The following is a 17,747-nucleotide window of genomic DNA, read 5'->3' on the forward strand; positions in this document are numbered from 1 at the left end:
GTAGCTGGCCCTACCACATAAAGTTTTTACTTCTCCGGTGCGCCATCAACGGTGATGCCCATGGAGCGGGCGGTACCGGCGATGATGCGAGCGCCGTTCTCGATGTCACGTGCGTTCAGGTCCGCAAACTTGGTCTCTGCGATTTCCTTGCACTGATCCCAAGACACAGAGCCGACCTTGTCGGTGTGTGGGACGCCGGAGCCCTTCTTGATGCCAGCGGCCTTCAGCAGCAGCTTAGCTGCCGGCGGGGTCTTCAGCTTGAAGTCGAAGGAACGGTCCTCGTAGACGGTGATCTCAACCGGAACCACGTTGCCACGCTGGTTCTCGGTAGCGGCGTTATAAGCCTTGCAGAACTCCATGATGTTGACGCCGTGGGCACCCAGTGCCGGGCCAACTGGCGGTGCCGGGTTAGCGGCGCCTGCCTCGATCTGCAGCTTGATGAAGCCGGATACCTTCTTCTTAGGAGCCATCGAATTACCTCTTTCCTGTGTTACCGGGATGTCCGCCACGATGAATAACGGGATCCCGTCCGGATGCTCACCTTTAGTGGGCCACCGGAGGATGAAACGTTTTCTTATACGCACGCCAAAGGCGCACGGCGTTCCAGTTTAGAACACCGTGCGCCCTGCACAAAATCACTTTTTAGGAGATGCGCTCGATCTCGGTCGGCGACAGCTCCACTGGGGTCTCTCGGCCGAAGATGGATACCAAGCCCTGCATCTTGCCGGTCTCCGGGTCGATCTCGGAAATGGTCGCAGATACGGCGGCCAGCGGGCCGGACAGGATGGTCACGGCCTCGCCCACCTCGAAATCGTGCGCGTACTTCTTGGCCACTTCCTTCTCCGGCATAGCCACAACCTGCTCGCCCTCTGCCTCGTTCGGGGCAGCATCGCCCTTGGTGGACGGCGCCTCGTTGGGCATGAGGAACTTTGCCACGTCGCGGGTCTTGACCGGGGTGGCGTTGCCTTCGTTGCCCACGAAGGAGGTCACGCCTGGGGTTTCGCGAATGACGGACCATGCGGCGTCGTTAAGCTCAGCGCGAACCAGGACGTAGCCCGGTAGCAGCTTGCGCTTCACGATCTTCTTCTTGCCGTCCTTGGTCTCTAGGACCTGCTCAATAGGAACTACGACCTCGAAGATGGAGTCTTCTACCTCGAGGGTCTGGGCGCGCATGTCCAGGTTGGTCTTTACCTTGTTTTCGTAGCCGGAGTAGCACTGGATGATGTACCACTGGCCCGGCTGCTTCTTCAGCTCGCGGGTAAAGGTGCGCAGGCGCTTGCGGTAGGCGGCATCCTCGGACTCGTCTTCGCTGGCCTCAGGGGCTGTGCCCTCTGCCTCTGCTTCGGTCGCTGCCGGTTCCGCCGCGTTGGTGGACTCGGCGGACTCGCCTGCAGCCTCGGTGGACTCAGCCGTTCCTTCAGCTTCTTCCGCTGCCGGAGCGGCTGGGGTAGCGTCCTCCTGCTGTGCTTCTTCTACGGAGCTAGCGTGCTCTGCCGCCTGCTCCTGCACGTTGGACTGCATTGCCTCTTCCAGGGAGGTGCCTACGGTTTCGACGTTGTTCTCGTCGCTCATAATTCTTACTCCAAAAAATTCCTCGGCGCGTTGCGTAGGACCAGCCTACCCGCCCGCGTATGGGCAAAAAGTATCCCGCCGTTCCTTTAAGCGGAAACAGCGGGATAAAAGATTATGCGCTTATCTTACTAATCTGAGAGAACCTGCTCAACTCCGAGACCAGCCAGGGTGTCAACGCCCCAGACCAAAACGGTCAGCACGATAAGGAACGCAAAGGTAATGAGGGTGTACTGCAGCATCTCCTTAGCGGTAGGCCACACCACCTTCTTCATCTCGGATGCTACCTCGCCCGGGAAGGCGGCTACGCCACCACCTGGGGTGTCATCGTGGTTCTTATCCTCGACGCGGACGACGTGCTTATCGGCGTAGTCCGCGGAGGACGTGGTAGCCGCACCAGAGAGCTGACGCTTACCGGTCGGGCGCGATGCACCCGAATTCTTCGGCTGCTGCTCATCGCTCACAGCTAACCCTCCTTGGGAACTAAATCTAATAGGGCGCTTAACGCGCACCTCCATAACTTTGTCAACCCTAGCAAAGCTTGCACAGCATGAAAAGCTGACCACGGCATTTGCCGGACGTGGCCTTGACAACATGTGGGCGGGCTAAGCGTCACGAAGAAAATAGGGTATGAAGAAACCCCGCCACCTGAGGTGACGGGGTTTACTATGCAGGGGCGACAGGACTCGAACCTGCAACCTACGGTTTTGGAGACCGTTGCGCTACCAATTGCGCCACGCCCCTATTCTTTTATTCCTCAATGCCTCAGCATCAAGCGTTGAAGACCTTACCAGAGCCATAGTTCCAATCCGAAACTAGGCACAGCCTGGACTGCCTTCAGCGCGGTAATAAAAAAGCGCCCTGCGGGCGCCTTTCTTTCCCGGTAGCGATGGCGAGAATTGAACTCGCGACACAGCGATTATGAGTCGCTTGCTCTACCACTGAGCTACACCGCCATATTCACCTTGGAGGAGTCCCTTCCTCCAAACATGAATGGAGCCCCCTGACAGAATCGAACTGTCGACCTTTTCCTTACCATGGAAACGCTCTGCCGACTGAGCTAAGGGGGCACATCCTAGCGTTGAACACATCGCTATTTCGTTGTGCTCTCCGTTGCGGACTCCAATAATCTAACCTGCTTTCAACGTTTTACACAAATCGCCACGTCAGACCCCATAAATATACAGTTCAAGTGGCTTCTTTTTACGCGATGTAAACGTGCTTGAATGAAGGGCGTGTTGGATGACGAGGATCGCCAATCCAGCGATGCTACAAAGCTGTATTACAACTTCGGCTTCGCCAGCATCAGCATTACTGATCCGCGCGAGCACTCCGATAAAGGGATAGGTCAGCTGTTTAAGTGCTTTGCGCTTGCCGACGGTCGCGTGACCGCCACCCCGCCCCCTAGGTTCCCCCCTGGCGGATCTTGGCAGCGCCGGCTCCTCCCACCTGCGGCGGCGGCCCCCAAAGGCGCAGAGATCGTGCAGGACAAAGGGCGGCCACTCGCATACAGAGCGTTCCACCAAAGACCTCCACTCCGCGTCCATTTCCCAGCCCACGCGATGCTACCCCCGGTAAGGTGTCAAGATCATCATCGAGCCCGCCGCTCTTTCCGTCGCCTCATTGTCATCGCCAGGCAAGCCGCCGCAGCCGCCCAGGCGGACTTTGTGAAGACCTCTGATGGCAGCCCGTGAGGGATGATAAGACAGGAGAGCAAACCTGTTAGTACCAAGCGCCTTAGAAAGGTGTACTTTGCTGGTCCTTTAGGCCGCGATGAGAGGAGTTAGATGAGAACAATGTCCCGCCATTCACCCTTAGCAGTTTTGGTATTGATTACGGCCGTTATTTCATTATTGCTCTGCCTCGGCTACTTCATCGGCGGTTTGAATGCGATGTACGTTGCCAAGGCCCTAGCTGAATCGGATTCCACCTCATTGCCAGATATTTCTCGCAGGCTAGGAAAAGGCTTTTTCTACTTCAAGATCGCTGGGGTTTTCTTAGTTGTTTTCCTCGCCAGTGCTTATGCGGTGTGGCACAAGGCTAAAAGCTCCCGCAGCCAGGAGCCCAGCCAGTAGATCCCGCCTCACAGCTGCAGGTACGCTTGAAACCCCGCAAGCATCTGCTTGCGAGGTTCATTCTGTGCCAGGTAGAAGATTCGAACTTCTGAAGGCAATGCCGGCGGATTTACAGTCCGCTCCCTTTGGCCGCTCGGGCAACCTGGCATGCACTGTGTGGTGCGAGTAAGTACTTTACTACGAACCACCCTCCCACCCACAAATCGCCAGCGTAGTAGGGGCGAATGGGGCTATAGAGAGGGACTTAACGAAGCAGCTAGCCCACGCGGCGCACCGTGTAATCCGCTAATTGCCGCAAGGCCTGACTCGCGGAGTTCTCCGGTAGCACGGCGAGTTGCTCCTCCACCGTGCGCAGGTAGGCATTGATGTCCTCCAGCGCCTTCTGACGGCCGCCAGACTGGTGCAGGAGCTCGATGGCGCGCTCCACCTCGGCGTCGGAATGCAGCGGGCCAGTAAGCAGCTCACGCAGCTTATCGCCCACTTCGCCCTCTTCTTCCAAGGCGTAAAGAACCGGCAGGGTAAATACGCCCTCGCGCAGGTCTGTGCCCGGGGTCTTGCCGGACTCCTTTGGGTCAGAGAAGATGTCGATGACATCGTCCACAATCTGGAAGATCATGCCGATGGCACCACCAATGCGGTGCAGGGCTGCGGCATGCTCGGCCGAGGCGCCGGAGTGGTAGGCACCCAGGTAGCCAGCAGAGGCGATGAGCACCGCGGTCTTTTCACGGATAACGGCCGTGTAGTGCTCCACGGCATTGGCCTCACCCGCGCCGATGGTCTCGCGCATCTGACCGGTCACCAGCTCTTCAAAGGTATCGGCAAAGTGGCCCACGGTGTGGGTATCCAGCTCACTCATCAAGCGGGAGGCATGCGCCAAGAGCGCATCGCCGGCGAGGATGGCCACGGAGTTATTCCACCGCGAATTGGCAGATTCCACGCCGCGGCGGCGGTCCGCCTCATCCATGACATCGTCATGATAAAGGGTGGCGACGTGCACCATCTCCACGACGGTGGCGGCCTTAACCACCTCTTCGCAGCCCGGACGCGGACCATACTCGGAGGCCAGCAGCGCCATCATGGGGCGAAAGCGCTTGCCACCGGCCTTAGACAGGTGGCTAACCTTGTCCTTTAAGAAGTCCTGGCCGCGGTCGATTTCACTGCGCAGCTTGTCTTCTACTGCTTCCATGCCCGCACCAATGCGCTCGTTGAGCTGCGGATCACCAAGATCCACGTGCGTGGCATGCGATTGACCGTGAGTCATTAAATAGTGTTCCTTGCAACTAAAAGCCAGAGATAATCGATTACCTACCGTAGTCCAAACTGCGCCCCTAAACACACTCGAGGGGTCGAACTCATGCAATGATAGTCCTCATGTCGGAGCAGATCGATTCCCAAACCTATGTCGAGGTCGCCATCATTGGCGCTGGGCCTGCCGGAGCCGCCGCCGCGATCCATGCCGCACGCGCCGGCTATGACACCCTCCTTATTGATTCCGCTACATTTCCCCGCGATAAAACCTGCGGCGACGGGCTTACCCCGCGCGCGATGCACCAGCTCGATGAGCTCGGCATTGCGGTCAACGCCTCCTATCGCAATCGCGGCCTGAAGCTGCACGGCTACGGCGGCGATATTACCGCGCCTTGGCCGGAGACCTATCCCTCCCAGGTGGGCACGGCCCTGCCGCGCTTCCGCTTTGATGCCCTGCTTGCCGACGCCGCCCGGGAAGCCGGCGCCACCCTCCTCACCGGCACCCCCGCCACCGATCCGGTGCTCGAGGGCAACCGCGTAACCTCCTTCTGCGTGGGAGAGGTCACCGTGCATGCCAAGTGGGTCATCGTGGCCGATGGCGTGCGCTCTACCTTTGGCAAGAAGCTCGGCCGCACCTGGCACCGCGAGGAGGTCTATGGCATCGCCGCGCGCTCCTATGCTTCCTCCACGCATGCCGATGAGCCCTGGATGCACTCTCACGTTGAGCTCAAGGACGAGGAAGGCGATGTGCAGCCCGGCTACGGTTGGATCTTCCCGCTCGGCCCCGAGCTAGGCCAGGTCAACATCGGCCTCGGCGCGCTGTCAACCGCGCAGCGCCCCGCCAAGATCAACACCAAGAAGCTGCTCGAGTTCTACGCTGCCCAACAACGTCCCGAGTGGGGACTCGGCGAGATTGAGCACGTTACCTCTGCCTTACTGCCCATGGGCGGTGCGGTATCCAACGTGGCCGGCGCCAATTGGATGATCATTGGTGATGCCGCTGCCTGCATCAATCCCCTCAACGGCGAAGGCATCGATTACGGCTTGGAGACGGCTGCGCTGGCCGTAGCCCTACTCGGCCCGAAGGATTTCACCCTGGCCTGGCCGGCCGTCCTGCGCGAGCACTACGGCGAGTCCTTCCTCTTGGCCCGCACGGCCGCGCGCTTGCTTACTTATCCTCAGTTCCTACCGCTGGCCGGCCCGCTGGCCCTGCGCGGGCCCGTCGGCCGCATGCTCATGCCGGCCGCCGCGCGCCTGATGGGCAACCTCATTACTGACGATGACCGCGACCTCATCGCACGCACCTGGCGCGCCGCCGGCCGCACGGTCTCGTCCCTTCGCCGCGATACGCCCCTCTGGGATTCGACCGCGGCGTAACCCCTGTTCCCCTAGGCACGGGCGGAGCAGCGCCTAGGCTGGCTTTACCGCCGAGTGCAGCGCCACGATGCCGAAGGTAAGGTTCTGCCAGCCGGCCTCGGCCCAGCCATTGCGATTGATAACCGCGGCAAGCTCCTCCTGCCCGGGCCACGCGCGAATGGATTCCGCGAGGTAGATATATGCCTCCGGGTTAGAAGAGACCAGGCGCGCTACCGGCGGGAGCAGACGCATCAAGTATTCCTTGTACACGGTGCCAAAAATCGGTACCACCGGGGTGGAAAACTCCGCCACCGCAAGGCGCCCGCCCGGCTTGGTCACGCGCGCCATTTCGCACAGGCCGAGCTCAAAGTCGTGGATATTGCGCAGGCCATAAGAGATGGTCACGGCGTCAAAGGTGTTATCCGCAAACGGCAGCTTCATGCCATCGCCAGCCACCTTGGGCACGTCGCGCTCACGGCCAGCGGCCAGCATGCCACGGGAGAAATCACACGCCACACACCACGCACCGGACTTGGAAAGTTCCACGGTGGACACAGCGGTACCCGCTGCAAGGTCGAGGACCTTCTCGCCCGGCTTAAGGTTCAAACGCTCACGGGTGCGCTTGCGCCAGTGCGCGTCCTGCCCAAAGGACAGCACGGTATTGGTGAGGTCGTATTTCTCGCCCACGGCGTCAAACATGCGCGCCACATCGAAGGGCTTTTTATCCAGATCTGCCTTAGACACAAATGATCAGTCTAGGCTACGCGGGCGCCAAGGGCACGAGCCGCCCATCGCGGCAGCTCGGGACGCTGGCCCAGAATGGTCAGCGGCACCCGGCGAGTATCCTCCAGCACCTCTTCGTAATAGCCCACGAGCTGCTCGCACAGCGCCTTCCACGTCTTGGAGGAAATGGACTCGCGGGCATTGTCCCGCATCTCTTGGTGGATCTCCGGATTGAGCAGAGCGTCCACGGCATTGGGGAGGTCTTCCACAAAGGTCTTTACCTCCAGCAGCAGACCGTTATAGCCCTCGTCGATGAGGTCTACCGGGCCACCGGCCCGCGGCCCGATGGTCGGCACGCCGGAGGCCTGCGCCTCCTGGATGGACTGGCAGAAGGTCTCGAACTCACCGGCGTGGACGAAGACGTCCAAGGAGGCATAGGCGGCGGCGAGGTCTTCGCCAGAAAGGGCACCGGTAAAGACGGCGCCGGGAAGCTGCGCCTCCAACAGCGGCCGCTCCGGGCCATCGCCCACGATGACCAGTTGGATATCCTCGCGCCCGTTGAGCGCCGAAAGCCGGTGCACGCCCTTTTCCGCGGCGAGGCGCCCAACGAATCCGACCACATTCTTGGTGCCGCTCGGATCCCAGCTGCGGCGTAGCTCCTCAGAGCGCTTGGACGGGTGGAAAAGTTCCGCGTTCACGCCACGACCCCAGTGGCGCACGTTCTTAATGTGGTGCTTTTCCAAGTCCCGGATGGTCAGCGAGGACGGCGCCAGGGTCATCTGGCAAGAGTTATGAATCGTGCGCAGCCACTCCCACACGCCATAGGCCAGCGCGGAGGCATGGTACTTGGTGGCAAAACCGGCAACATCGGTCTGGTACAACGCCACGGCGGGAACGCGCTGCTGGCGGGCGGAGAAAGCGCCAGCCGCGCCGAGTACGAAGGGGCTGGCCAGGTGGATGATATCCGGCTTGAAATCGCGCAGCGCCTCATCGACCGCCGTGGTAGGAACGCCCACCGGCAGCGAATCCACCAGCGGCACGCGCACGGTGGGCACGCGGTAGATGGGGAATCCTAGGTAGTCCGGAATCTCTTCTTGTCCCTCACGGGCGCCCGGCGCGATGACGATGGCCTCTTGGCCGGTCTCGTGCAGGTGCTCTAAAACGCGCAGCACGGAGTTGGTCACACCATTGACATTGGGGAGGAAGGATTCAGCCACGATCGCAACACGCATGCCACCATCATGGCCCATCTTCTTAAGTTTATGGTGAAGCCAGCGGAAAATCTTGGTTAATTATTTCTCCGCGCGGCGGGTAAAGAAGCTAATTAGCTTCCACAGCACGGCCGCGATGAGCGTGGCAACTACCCCTACCGAAAGCGCCGGGATGATAGCCAGCGTCCATTCGCGGCCTTCGACCTTGACCAGGTCTGGGTCGTCCTGGGCGTATTGCACCCACACCTGCTGGCCCTCGCCCAGCCCACTGGGATAGAGCAGCCCGTGCTGTGGGGTGTGGTAAATCCCTTCACTGTCTTGGAAATCCACCGTGGTGCGCAGCATGCCCACATCCTTGACCGTGGCCAAAGCGCGCGCGGGGTGGCTGGCGATGGCGTGGTCATTCAGCGCCGGCCCGATGACCATGCCCACCACGCCCACCAGCGCAGCCAGATACAGCGCCAGTGTCAGCTGGTGCAGGCGGCGGCGATAGACCGCGGGCGTATAGCGCGGCACCACGGCCGCGTGCGGCTTATGCTGCGGCGGGGCCACTTACTGGCCTACCTTTGCGGTGAGCTTCTCATTAAGCGCCCGGCGCGTGGCACGGGTGGTCTTGGCCTCCACGACGGTAATCCCGGTGGAGTATTCCTTCAGCTCCGCCAGCGTATCCAATAGCTCCTGCGGGGTGGTCACCTCGCGGTAGTCTGCCTCATAGGCTTCTGCCAGCTTGCCGACGTCCACCCCATGCGGCGTTCCAAACGCCGGCTCGAAAGACTCGCGCAGCGCATCGGCGCCTTGTTCCAGGGTCTCGAAGATGCCGCCGCCGTTGTCATTGGCCACCACGATGGTGAGGTTTTCCGGTCGCGCCTGGTCTTCCGGGATGAGCAGGCTATTCGCATCATGCAAGAAGGTGACATCGCCCATGAGCGCCATTACTCGCGGGGCGCGCCAGTTGGTGGGATCCAGCGATTGCGTGGCCAGGGAAATGCCGATGGCTTGGGCGATGGTGCCGTCGATGCCGGCCGCCCCGCGCGGTGAGTACGTATCCACCCCATCGAACGGCAGGCCCACCATGGAGGCGTCACGCACCGGGTTCGAAGCGCCGAGCACCAGGGTGTCATTGACGGAGAGCGTATCGCCCACCGCGGCCGCGACGTGCAGCCCGGTGAATCCCAGTTCCTCATCCTCGAGGGTCTCGCGCACCGCTTGCCCGGCCATATCGGTTGCGCCTTCGCAGATCTTCATCCACTCGCGGCTCGGCTCACCGGTGACCTTGACGGTGGTGCCAAGCCGGGCCTCTTCGCCACGCTGGTTGGTGAAGTCCTTGGTGCGCGAGAGCACCACCAGCTCAATATCCGGATCATTCATCAGCGCTAGCACGCCACGGTGCAGCGTCGGATGCCCCACGACGATGACCTGCTCTACCTTGGTGTTGACCACATAATCATTCGCGGAGACCTGCGCCTTGCGGAAGATATGCGCCGCCGCTGGATGCACCGGATGATACGGGCCCGGCGCGCTCGGCTCCGCAATGGTCGGCACGTCTTGGAGGCCTTCTACCTCCCAGGCCTCATCACCCGCAATGACCAGCGTGTTCTTGCTCAAATCCACGGCCACCTCACCGTGGTCCACGAAGGCTGGTGCGGGCTCGCGCACGCTGTCGCCGGAGGTGTGGTCTGGCAGGGTGGCGTCGACAAGCGGGGCATCAAAGGCCACATTGATGTGTACCTGTAGGTCTTCGCGGAAGCGTTGGGCCATCGCCGCGATATCGTCCGCGCCGGTGACCTGGGTGGTGTCCGCATAGACGCCGAAGATGCCCTGCTGCTCGATGGTCTGCGACGCCCCCGTGCCCACCAGGCGCTCCGGCCGGTCCGCGCTAATGATGGCTAGCGGCGTATGAGAATAGTGTGCCTCCACCACGGCTGGCAGAGTATTGGCCACCGCAGTTCCCGAGGTCATCACCACGCCCACGTGGCGGCGCTGCACCCGCGCCATGCCCAGGGCGGTAAACGCTCCCCCGCGCTCGTCCAGGCGGGTGTGTACGCGGATATCGTCACGCGCCAATAGCGCCAGCGACAGCGGCGCGTTGCGCGAACCAGGGCACAAGACGACATCCGTGAGGTGGCGCGCCAGTTGGGCGGCTACCTTCTCAGCCAACTGCATCGATTCATTCATGCCGCCCGATTTTACCTGCCCGCGCGCCATTTCCCTTACCGGGCAGGTGCTAGGCGCTTAGTTCTGAGCGCCCTGCTGGTTGGCCGGCTGCTCGCCGCCGCCCAGGAGGTCATTGAGGAGGCCCTCAATGTCCACATCGCTGCCCTTATCCAGCTGGTCTTGTACCTCTGGTGGCAGCTCGGTCGGGATATCGGACGGCAGGTCATTTTGGAAGTCCGGCAGCTTCGGCAGATTATTGGAGTTCTCATCCTGCGAATCCGGCTCTTCGGTCTGGGTCACGGTGGTGGGAACTTCCGTGGTCAGCGTTTCCGTCACCGGCTGTGGGTCCGGCTTATCCGCCTCGTCCGCGGCATTGCGCCACAGGAAAAACAACACCGCCGCGGCCAGTACTGCAAGTACCGCGATGGCCGCGAAGACGCCGGCCATAGCCCCGCCACCGCTGCCCTTCTTCTTGCGCTTTTCCGGCTGGTCCGGATCATAGTTCGACGGCACCGGCTCGTACTCGGGCTGCTGCGCGTATTGCTGGCCATATGCCTGCCCGGCCGGCTGCTGATAGTTCTGGCCGTAGCCCTGCTGATAGCCAGAGCCCTGCTGGTAGCCGGCGGCCGCATCGAATTGACGAGTCTCATTCTGCGGCTGCTGCTCGCCTGGGAAGTACTGCTTGGGGTGCTCGCGGCGCGCTTGGTCGCGGCTGGGGCCGGCGGCATTATCGGGCACGCGGCCTATCTGGCGCGTGGCATCATCCGCCGGGCTGGACCAGCTGCGGGTTTCATTATTATCGCCATGAGGGCCTTTAGAAGTCATACCCTCTACCTCTACCCCATTTTGCTGTGAGATCCTAGAGAGGACTCCCACAGCTAACGGGCAGCGGAGGCTCGCCGCTTAGTGCGCTTGGCGTGCGCTCAAAGCACGGCCGGTGGCGGTATCCTCGGCGGCGACCTGCGCCGGGGTGGCATCCGCGATGATGCGGCCGCCGTCTTCGCCAGCGCCCGGGCCCATCTCGATGATGCGGTCCGCATGCGCCATGACCGAAAGATCATGCTCGACGACGATTACCGTATGGCCCGCATCCGCCAGCTTATGCAGCTCGGTATTGAGCAGGTCGATATCGGCTGGGTGCAGTCCCGTGGTGGGCTCGTCCAGCAGGTAGACCGTGTGGCCGCGACGCGAGTTGCGGGAACGCTGCAGCTCCGTGGCCAGCTTGATGCGCTGGGCCTCGCCGCCAGACAGCTCCGGCGCGCCCTGGCCCAAGCGGAGGTAGCCCAGGCCGACGGCCTGCAACGTGGCGATGGCGCGGTAAATCTTTTCTTCTTCGGCAAAGACCTCGGCCGCTTCATCTACGGTGAGCTCCAAGATGTCCGCGATGGTGCGGCCCTGCCAGGTCACCTCCAAGGTCTCGTCGTTGAAGCGGGCGCCGCCGCACTCCGGGCAGGTGGTGTACGAGCCCGGCAAGAAGACCAGCTCCACCTCGATCTTGCCCGCGCCGCCGCAGGTGGGGCACTGGCCTTGCTTTACGTTGTAAGAAAAGCGCGAGACCGTCCACTTGCGCTGCTTGGCCTCATCAGTGGAGGCGAAGAGCTTGCGAACGTTATCGAAAAGCCCGGTATAAGTTGCCAGCGTGGAACGCGGGGTGCGGCCGATGGGCTTCTGGGTAATCTGCACGACGCGCTTTACTCGATCAAAGCCCTCCGTGCTCTCCACGGACCAGCCCTTGTCCTCGGTCTCCTCTTCATCGGAAATGGCCGTGGCGGACTGTCGCAGCAGGCCAGCCAGCACCGTGCTGACCAGGGTGGACTTGCCCGAACCGGAGACACCGGCTACCGCCGTGAATTGGCCCAAGCCAAAGTCCACATCCAGGTTGTCGATGCTGCGTGCGTTGATGCCGCGGAGGGTGAGGTGGGAGGAGGGGGTGCGGGGGTCGTCGGCAAGCGCGAGCGTGCGATTAGCCAGCGCATTGGCGGTAGGGGTGTCCGCGTCATAGTCTGCGACCGGGCCCGAATAGACCACGTTGCCGCCGCGCTCGCCGGCCAGCGGGCCGACGTCAACGAGCCAGTCCGCCTGCGCGACCAAATCCATGTCATGCTCCACCAAGAGCACGGAGTTGCCGGCCGCGATGAAACGACGGCACATATCCATGACCGCGTCGCGCTCATCGGGGTGCAGGCCGGCCGAGGGCTCGTCGAGCACATAGGCCACGCCAAAGAGACCGGAGCGCAGCTGCGCCGCCAAACGGATGCGCTGCATCTCGCCGCCGGACAGGCTCTGCGTCGGCCGATCCAGGCTGAGGTGCGCCAAGCCGAGCTCCAGCGCCGAGGTCAATGCCGGCAGAATCTGCCGCAGGAGCAAATCCTCGGCCGAGTTCTCCTCTGGGTTCTGCTTGCTGAGCACCTCATGCACCCTATCCAGCGGCAGCGCGCCCAGCTCATCGATAGGCATGCCCGCATAGGTCACCTTCAGTGCGGCCGGGTTGAGGCGGCGGCCGCCACAGGTCTCGCATTCGCGGGATTCCATATAGGACAGGGTGCGCTTGCGCAGCGTATCCGATTGGGTCTCCGCCAGCGTCTTATTGAGGTAGCTGGCCACCGAGCGCCACGTGCCCTCATAATTGCGCTGAATCTGGTCCTTGCCGCGTAGAGGCTTCACGGTGACGACGGGGCGCTCTTCCGTGAAGAGGATCCAGTCGCGGTCTTCTTGCGGTAGGTCATGCCAGGGCGAATCCAGGTCATAGCCCAGATTCATCAGGATGTCGTGAAAGTTCTTGCCGGCCCAGGCACCGGGCCATGCTTGGATGGCGCCTTCCTCGATAGAGAGGGTGGGATCCGGGACCATGGAGTCCTCGGTCGGCTCGTGGACCACGCCCGTGCCGTGGCACTGCGGGCACATACCCTCCGGGGTATTCGGAGAGAAAGAATCCGAGTACAAGCCCTCCGGGTTATCCCCGGCGCGCGAATAGAGCAGGCGCACGCTATTCGAGAGCGCGGAGACGGTGCCCACCGTGGAGCGCGCACCGCCGCCGGAGGTGGATTGCTGCAGCGCGACCGTCGGCGGCAGGCCCTCTACCTGGCTGACCTGCGGGTCGACGGCCGAGCTAATGAGGCGACGGGCGAAGGGCGCCACCGATTCGAGATAGCGACGCTGGCCTTCACCGTGAATCGTGCCGAATGCCAGCGAAGACTTGCCCGAACCAGACACACCCGTGACCGCAACGAGCTTGCCGCGGGGCATATCGACGTCGACGTTGCGCAGGTTGTGCAGGTGGGCATCGCGGACCTTGATAGTAGACATGTCCTCTAGCGTACGCACAGGTGGTGGGTTGGGCAGTCTGAAGTCTGACAGCAGTCTCCTTTAGCGATTCACCGGTTTTCTTTCCTGGTTCACCGGTTTTCAACGATTTCGTCCATACATATGGCGAAAATCGTCGACGATTTAGGTGTTTTAGATGGACGAAATCGTTGAAACGAGGAAAGTGGAACCTTCCTGGAAGATTTCCAGTCCAATGAGACATGTGGACGAGAAATGAATTACTAGATTTAGGCCTTACTGACTATCAAATCCGCTGCAGGATTAGTGAGGGAACGCTTGTACGCTTGCGGCGCAACTGTTACATCGCGGCGGAGGCGAGTGCGAAGGATAAGCTCGCCGCGGTGGCGCAGCTTTATCCGGATGCGGTGTTTACGGGAACGGCCGCGCTCGCAGCCTATGGCTTTTGTAAGGTGCAGCTGCCGGCAACGATTCGGGTAGATAACAATCGCCGGGCACGGGCGGATGGGCTGGTGCGTACTGTGAGGTCGCGGCCGGTGCCGGTAAATCGGGTAAAGGGCGTAAAGATGGCGTTGCCCGCGCAGGCGGTGGCAGATGCGCTGAGCTTCGAGCGCTGTGACAAGTGGCTGCTCAAAGAGGCCCTGGCGCAGGCCTACCGCGGGCTCAACGGAAGGGGGAGATTCGCGGCTGATTTAGAGCTGGTGACCAGCAAGAAAAGGGACGCGGTGCGCGAGTTAGCAGAAAGGGCGCCGGTGGGGACGGCATCGAAGTGGGAGCAGCGGATGTTTCGCGAGATGCGGCGGGTGGGTCTCAAGCCCGTGCCGAATTTCCGGCTAGGACCATATACCTGGGATTTAGGCTTCGAAGCGGGAACGACGGTGGTGGACTTGGACTCGTTGTTCTATCACACGCCGGAGAATAATCACCGAGAATTCCTCATCGGGACATGGAAGACCAACCACGCGGTGCAGCACGGATGGGCGCCACTGAAGTTTACGGATGAGTGCACCGACTACCACCTCAAGCTGGTGGTGGAGACGGTGCAGGAGACGGTGGCGCATCGCCGCAGTGTGCGCGGGCTAAAGAGCAGGCCGCAAAAGGTGCGGCGGGCACTGGCGACTCCGGCGTGGAGGTTTCACCAGAGCTTGCTCTAGGACCTAGTCAGAAAGGTGCGATTCAGCAAGGTGCGGCCAGCAGGCGCGAACGCGGTCGAACCACCAGTCGCGGCGGCCGGCGGGGGCGGCGAGCGCAGCGAGGCGGTCTGGGTCGGGGGCGAGGATATCGGCGGGAAGGTGGCCATCGACAAGCGGGCGCGGGGCGGTGACATCCTCTTCAAAAAGGGAGCCGGTGGCAAGGCCGGCTGCGGCTGGGGTGACGTCGATGTCCTCGTCGTCGTAGATGCGCGGGAGCGCGGCGACGGCTGCAAGGCCCATATTGATGCCAATGGAGGTATCGAGCGCGGAGGCCACCGTGATATCCATATGACGCTGGCGTAGGTGTTGGGCCACCTCGAGGACGCGGCGGACGCCACCGAGTGGGGCGGGCTTGACCACGGCGACATCTGCCGCCTGCAATTCGGCGACGCGATAGGGGTCGGCGACCTTGCGAATGGATTCATCGGCGGCGACGCGCACAAAGAGGCCGGCGCGCATAAGGCGGCCGCGGACCTGGGCGAGCTCCTCGGTGGTGGCGCAGGGCTGTTCCATATAGTCCAGCGGCATCATCATCTGCGCGGCCTCGACCGCCTCATCGACGGTCCAGCCGCCGTTGGCGTCCACGCGCAGGATAGGGATATCGCCGCGTTGGGTGACGGCGTCGCGGACGGCGCGGACGCGAGCGGCGTCGTCGGCAAGCGTGTGCCCCTTCTCCGCTACCTTGATTTTGAAGGTGCGGCAGCCGGGGTAGCGCTCCACCACGGCCGGGACCTCGCTGGCGGGTACGGCCGGGATGGTGGCGTTGACCTCGATGGAATCGCGCACCGGCTCCGGAAAACCCTCGTAGGAGGCCTCGAGCCCGGCGCGCAGCCACGCGGCGGACTCGGCCGGGCCGTATTCCAGGAAGGGCGCGAACTCGCCCCAGCCGGCCGGCCCCTCGATGAGCAGGGCTTCCCTAGTGGTAATGCCGCGGAAACGCACGGCGAGGGGGAGGGAGACTACGTGGGCGCGGTCGAGGACGTCATCGATATGCATGGCCTTCATGGTAGCGCCCGCCGGCCGTTGACCCCTCCCCCGCTCTGCGCTATTTTGGGAACCTATACCAATAAAGGAGGAATTATGCTGCTAGCTGAGGCATTGGCGGAGCGTGCGCAGGCGCAGGAGCGCCTCAATAGCCTGCACGAGCGGCTGCTCACCGTGGCCCGCGTGCAGGAGGGCGATACCCCGGATGAGGATCCGCAGGAGCTGCTGCGCGAGCTCGACGGCGTGGCCGGGCGCATCGATGAGCTGGTGCAGGCCATCAATGCGACGAATATCGCCACCGCCTTTGATGAGAAGAGGAACTTGATGGAAGCCCTCGCGCTTCGCGACGGCCTCTTGCGCAAGCGCCGCATCTACCACGACCTGGCGCAGAGGGCGGGCACGCGCTCGGATCGCTATTCCCGCACTGAGATTAAGTTTGTCTCCACCATCCCGGTGGCGGATCTGCGCAAGCGCGTCGACGATCTGTCTAAGCAGTACCGCGAGCTGGATACCCGCATCCAGCAGCTGAACTGGAATACCGAACTGAAAAACGGATAGTCATATCGCGCGCTGCTTAGAGCGCGCGATGGTAGCCCACACGCCTGCAGCGAGCAGGCCCCCACCCTGGAGGGGAAAGTCGAGGGAATGCAGGCCCCCTTTAGCGCTTTTAAGGGGCGGGGGAGTTCGAGTCTCCCCATGGCATGGAGTACCGCGCTGGTATGGCGTACACGGGTATTGTGCGGGGCAACAACCTCGCAGTATCGCGTATTGATTATTACCGGCCTGCTGGGCAGCGTGTGTGGGTGAGGGTTGGGAATGGGGACTATTCTTCTTTTGCCACTAAGCTGGCCATCATGAGCGAGCAGAAAAAATACAGCACCGATAATCCGTTCCGCCCGGAACTGTGGCATGCCGTAGAAGGTTTTGAGGACCTGACGGATATCACCTATCACCGGCTCAACGGCGAGGGCCGCAAGAACGGCATCGTGCGCATCGCCTTCGACCGCCCGGAGGTGCGCAATGCGTTTCGCCCGCATACCGTAGACGAGCTCTACCGCGCCCTCGACCACGCCCGCCGCACGCCAGATGTGGGAACGATCCTGCTCACCGGCAATGGCCCCTCCGCAAAGGACGGCGGCTGGGCGTTTTGTTCCGGCGGCGACCAGCGCATTCGCGGCCGCTCCGGATACCGCTACGCCACCGAGCACGCCCACGATGACGCCACTGCGGATGAATCCACCGTGGACACCGCCCGCGAGAAGGTCGAGGGCGGCCGCCTGCACATCCTCGAGGTCCAGCGCCTGATCCGCACCATGCCCAAGGTGGTCATCGCCGTGGTCAATGGTTGGGCGGCCGGCGGAGGGCACTCGCTGCACGTGGTCTGCGATATGACGGTCGCTTCCCGCCAAGAAGCACGCTTCAAGCAGACGGACGCGGACGTGGGATCCTTCGACGCCGGCTATGGCTCGGCGTACCTGGCCAAGATGGTGGGCCAGAAATTCGCCCGCGAAATCTTCTTCTTAGGTCGCACCTACGATGCCCAGCGCATGTACGAAATGGGCGCGGTCAATGAGGTCGCGGACCACGGCGAGCTGGAAGACGCCGCCATCCGCATGGGCCAGGAGATCAACATGAAGTCCCCCACCGCCCAGCGCATGCTGAAATTCGCCTTCAACCTCACCGATGATGGCCTGATGGGCCAGCAGGTCTTCGCCGGCGAGGCCACCCGCCTGGCCTATATGACCGACGAGGCCGTCGAGGGCAAGGAGTCCTTCCTAGAAAAGCGCGAGCCCAACTGGGATAGCTTCCCGTACTACTACTAATGCTTATCGCTTTTTGTATCGGCATTGCCGTCGTTGCCACGGGTGCGCTCGTCGTTGGGCGCATCGTGTTGCTGCGCGGCATACGCAAGGCAGAAAAGAACGAAACCCGCCCCTTCGACGGTTAAAATC

The 17,747-nt window shown here is 62.2% G+C and carries 17 protein-coding genes and 4 tRNA genes; 6 read left to right on the forward strand and 15 right to left on the reverse strand.

Annotated elements, in window-relative coordinates:
* Window positions 1-26: 26 nt before the first annotated feature.
* From rplK to MHY08_RS09640, 6 genes are all read right to left on the reverse strand, one after another.
* A complete protein-coding gene (gene rplK / locus MHY08_RS09615) occupies window positions 27-470 on the reverse strand; it encodes a 50S ribosomal protein L11 (RefSeq protein ID WP_005327961.1) in 444 nt (147 codons plus the stop codon).
* 172 nt (window positions 471-642) lie between these two features.
* Window positions 643-1,572 (reverse strand): transcription termination/antitermination protein NusG, encoded by a 930-nt coding sequence (gene nusG / locus MHY08_RS09620; RefSeq protein ID WP_239236454.1) that lies wholly within the window; start codon window positions 1,570-1,572, stop codon window positions 643-645.
* A 128-nt stretch (window positions 1,573-1,700) separates the two neighbouring features.
* Entirely contained in the window at window positions 1,701-2,033 is a 333-nt protein-coding gene (gene secE / locus MHY08_RS09625; RefSeq protein WP_204610288.1) for a preprotein translocase subunit SecE, read from the reverse strand.
* A gap of 207 nt (window positions 2,034-2,240) precedes the next feature.
* Window positions 2,241-2,313, reverse strand: a tRNA-Trp gene (locus tag MHY08_RS09630).
* Window positions 2,314-2,453: 140 nt separating this feature from the next.
* Window positions 2,454-2,525, reverse strand: a tRNA-Met gene (locus MHY08_RS09635).
* Between the two features lie 38 nt (window positions 2,526-2,563).
* Window positions 2,564-2,639 (reverse strand) — tRNA-Thr (locus MHY08_RS09640).
* A gap of 726 nt (window positions 2,640-3,365) precedes the next feature.
* On the opposite strand from MHY08_RS09640, the gene MHY08_RS09645 reads away from it, so the two are divergent.
* The gene (locus tag MHY08_RS09645; protein ID WP_239236455.1) at window positions 3,366-3,644 is read left to right on the forward strand and encodes a hypothetical protein; all 279 of its coding nucleotides are present in this window, start codon (window positions 3,366-3,368) and stop codon (window positions 3,642-3,644) included.
* A 65-nt stretch (window positions 3,645-3,709) separates the two neighbouring features.
* Here MHY08_RS09645 and MHY08_RS09650 read toward each other — a convergent pair.
* Window positions 3,710-3,791, reverse strand: a tRNA-Tyr gene (locus tag MHY08_RS09650).
* Between the two features lie 109 nt (window positions 3,792-3,900).
* Entirely contained in the window at window positions 3,901-4,905 is a 1,005-nt protein-coding gene (locus MHY08_RS09655; RefSeq protein WP_005322918.1) for a polyprenyl synthetase family protein, read from the reverse strand.
* Window positions 4,906-5,003: 98 nt separating this feature from the next.
* On the opposite strand from MHY08_RS09655, the gene MHY08_RS09660 reads away from it, so the two are divergent.
* Window positions 5,004-6,269, forward strand: a complete 1,266-nt coding sequence (locus tag MHY08_RS09660; protein WP_239236456.1) for a geranylgeranyl reductase family protein — start codon at window positions 5,004-5,006, stop codon at window positions 6,267-6,269.
* A gap of 33 nt (window positions 6,270-6,302) precedes the next feature.
* On the opposite strand, the gene MHY08_RS09665 is transcribed toward MHY08_RS09660, so the two are convergent.
* From MHY08_RS09665 to MHY08_RS09690, 6 genes are all read right to left on the reverse strand, one after another.
* Window positions 6,303-6,992, reverse strand: coding sequence for a demethylmenaquinone methyltransferase (locus tag MHY08_RS09665; protein ID WP_239236457.1), 690 nt, complete (start codon window positions 6,990-6,992; stop codon window positions 6,303-6,305).
* An 11-nt stretch (window positions 6,993-7,003) separates the two neighbouring features.
* Window positions 7,004-8,203, reverse strand: coding sequence for a glycosyltransferase family 1 protein (locus MHY08_RS09670; protein WP_034668267.1), 1,200 nt, complete (start codon window positions 8,201-8,203; stop codon window positions 7,004-7,006).
* Window positions 8,204-8,263: 60 nt separating this feature from the next.
* Window positions 8,264-8,734: a DUF3592 domain-containing protein gene (locus tag MHY08_RS09675; RefSeq protein ID WP_005322928.1), complete on the reverse strand. Its 471-nt coding sequence runs from the start codon at window positions 8,732-8,734 to the stop codon at window positions 8,264-8,266.
* Window positions 8,735-10,357, reverse strand: a complete 1,623-nt coding sequence (gene menD / locus MHY08_RS09680) for a 2-succinyl-5-enolpyruvyl-6-hydroxy-3-cyclohexene-1-carboxylic-acid synthase (protein ID WP_204610292.1) — start codon at window positions 10,355-10,357, stop codon at window positions 8,735-8,737.
* 57 nt (window positions 10,358-10,414) lie between these two features.
* Window positions 10,415-11,161, reverse strand: a complete 747-nt coding sequence (locus tag MHY08_RS09685) for a hypothetical protein (RefSeq protein WP_239236458.1) — start codon at window positions 11,159-11,161, stop codon at window positions 10,415-10,417.
* A gap of 78 nt (window positions 11,162-11,239) precedes the next feature.
* Window positions 11,240-13,642: an excinuclease ABC subunit UvrA gene (locus tag MHY08_RS09690; RefSeq protein WP_239236459.1), complete on the reverse strand. Its 2,403-nt coding sequence runs from the start codon at window positions 13,640-13,642 to the stop codon at window positions 11,240-11,242.
* A gap of 302 nt (window positions 13,643-13,944) precedes the next feature.
* On the opposite strand from MHY08_RS09690, the gene MHY08_RS09695 reads away from it, so the two are divergent.
* A complete protein-coding gene (locus MHY08_RS09695; RefSeq protein ID WP_239236461.1) occupies window positions 13,945-14,772 on the forward strand; it encodes a hypothetical protein in 828 nt (275 codons plus the stop codon).
* Between the two features lie 3 nt (window positions 14,773-14,775).
* On the opposite strand, the gene MHY08_RS09700 is transcribed toward MHY08_RS09695, so the two are convergent.
* Window positions 14,776-15,816 carry an o-succinylbenzoate synthase gene (locus MHY08_RS09700; protein ID WP_370658798.1) on the reverse strand — a complete coding sequence of 347 codons (1,041 nt, stop codon included), beginning with the start codon at window positions 15,814-15,816 and terminating at the stop codon, window positions 14,776-14,778.
* 75 nt (window positions 15,817-15,891) lie between these two features.
* On the opposite strand from MHY08_RS09700, the gene MHY08_RS09705 reads away from it, so the two are divergent.
* The 3 genes from MHY08_RS09705 (at window position 15,892) to MHY08_RS11685 (ending at window position 17,743) form a co-directional block, all read left to right on the forward strand.
* Window positions 15,892-16,353 carry a DIP1984 family protein gene (locus MHY08_RS09705; RefSeq protein ID WP_005322951.1) on the forward strand — a complete coding sequence of 154 codons (462 nt, stop codon included), beginning with the start codon at window positions 15,892-15,894 and terminating at the stop codon, window positions 16,351-16,353.
* A 296-nt stretch (window positions 16,354-16,649) separates the two neighbouring features.
* On the forward strand, window positions 16,650-17,618 hold the full coding sequence (locus MHY08_RS09710; RefSeq protein ID WP_239230615.1) for a 1,4-dihydroxy-2-naphthoyl-CoA synthase: 969 nt from the start codon (window positions 16,650-16,652) through the stop codon (window positions 17,616-17,618).
* Window positions 17,618-17,743: a hypothetical protein gene (locus MHY08_RS11685; protein WP_255710484.1), complete on the forward strand. Its 126-nt coding sequence runs from the start codon at window positions 17,618-17,620 to the stop codon at window positions 17,741-17,743. The genes MHY08_RS09710 and MHY08_RS11685 overlap by 1 nt, the downstream gene beginning before the upstream one ends.
* Window positions 17,744-17,747 lie beyond the last annotated feature (4 nt).

Source organism: Corynebacterium sp. ACRPJ (genome assembly GCF_022347345.1).
In the GTDB taxonomy this organism is placed as follows: Bacteria; Actinomycetota; Actinomycetes; order Mycobacteriales; family Mycobacteriaceae; genus Corynebacterium; species Corynebacterium tuberculostearicum_D.